Source organism: Kitasatospora sp. NPDC057512 (assembly GCF_042802135.1).
Lineage (GTDB): Bacteria > Actinomycetota > Actinomycetes > Streptomycetales > Streptomycetaceae > Kitasatospora.
Genome location: NZ_JBHVET010001235.1, coordinates 1 through 1,323, shown reverse-complemented (window position 1 = coordinate 1,323; position 1,323 = coordinate 1). Strand labels below are relative to the sequence as shown.

Here is a 1,323-nt window from a genome sequence, read left to right as displayed (position 1 = left end):
ACCGGACGGCGGCCCCGGCGCGTACGGGTCCAGGTCCTCTGCGTACGGGCCCGGCCGGCACGACCCCGGTGCGTGCGGACCCGGCGCGTGCGGACCCGGTCGGCCCGGGCCGAACGCGGCCGGGGCGAAGCGCGACCGCGCCCGGCACCCCAGCGCAACTCCGGTCCGCCGTCGGCGGGCCGTCCCACGACAGGCGCCCGACAGGGGGAGAGACCCATGACGAGTCCCACGCTGGAGCGGGACCACAAAGAGGGGCACGAGGCGGCGGACATCCTCGCCCGGACCCGCGCCCTGGTCGACCCGGTCCTGCGGGCCGCCGTCGACTCGCTGCCCGGCACCATGCGCAAGGTGTCCGGCTACCACTTCGGCTGGTGGGAGGCGGACGGCACCCCCACCGAGGCCCCCGCCGGCAAGGCGATCCGGCCGGCCATGGTCCTCGCCGCCACCCAGGCCCTGGGCGGCAGGCCCGACGAGGCCGTCGCCGCGGCCGCCGCGGTGGAGCTGGTGCACAACTTCACCCTGCTCCATGACGACGTCATCGACCGGGACGACACCCGGCGCCACCGGCCCACCGCCTGGCGGGTGTTCGGCACCACCGAGGCCATCCTGGCCGGCGACGCCATGCACTCCCTCGCGCTGCGCCTGCTCGCCGAGGACACCCACCCGGCCGCCCACGGCTCGATCCGCCGGCTCGCCGACTGCGTGGTCGAGCTCTGCGAGGGCCAGCAGATCGACTGCGCCTTCGAGCGGCGCGACGACGTCTCGCTGCCCGAGTGCCTGGCGATGGCGGAGGCCAAGACCGGCGCGCTGCTCGGCGCGGCCTGCTCGATGGGCGCCCTGTACGGGGGCGCCTCCGAGGAGGCGGCGCAGGCGCTGGACGGCTTCGGCCGGGAGATCGGCCTGGCCTTCCAGCTGATCGACGACCTGATCGGCATCTGGGGGGATCCGGCGGTCACCGGCAAGCCGGTCGGCGCGGACCTGGTCGCCCGGAAGAAGTCGCTGCCGGTGGTCGCGGCACTGGGGTCCGGCACCGTGGACGGCAAGCGGCTGGCCGAGCTGTACGCGATCGAACGCCCGCTGAGCCCCGAGGAGTTGGCGCAGTGCGCGGCGGCCGTCGAGGCGGCCGGCGGGCGCGGCTGGGCGCAGGGCGAGTCCTGCGAGCGGATGGCCACGGCGATGGCGCAGCTGGCCGCCGCGGTCCCGGAGCCGGCCGCGGCCGACGAGCTGCTGGCGCTCGCCGAGCTGGTCACCCGCCGCACCCACTGAGCGGGCCGCCCGCGTCGGGCGCGTCCCCGGTGTCTCCCCAGGAGTGGGAAGTCGGCC

General features: G+C 76.8%; 1 protein-coding gene. It reads left to right on the top strand.

All coding sequences use genetic code 11. The annotated features are described in order from the left end of the window. Nucleotides 1–216 precede the first annotated feature (216 nt). Nucleotides 217–1,266 carry a family 2 encapsulin nanocompartment cargo protein polyprenyl transferase gene (locus tag ACFU6K_RS39165; RefSeq protein ID WP_380671472.1) on the top strand — a complete coding sequence of 350 codons (1,050 nt, stop codon included), beginning with the start codon at nucleotides 217–219 and terminating at the stop codon, nucleotides 1,264–1,266. Nucleotides 1,267–1,323 lie beyond the last annotated feature (57 nt).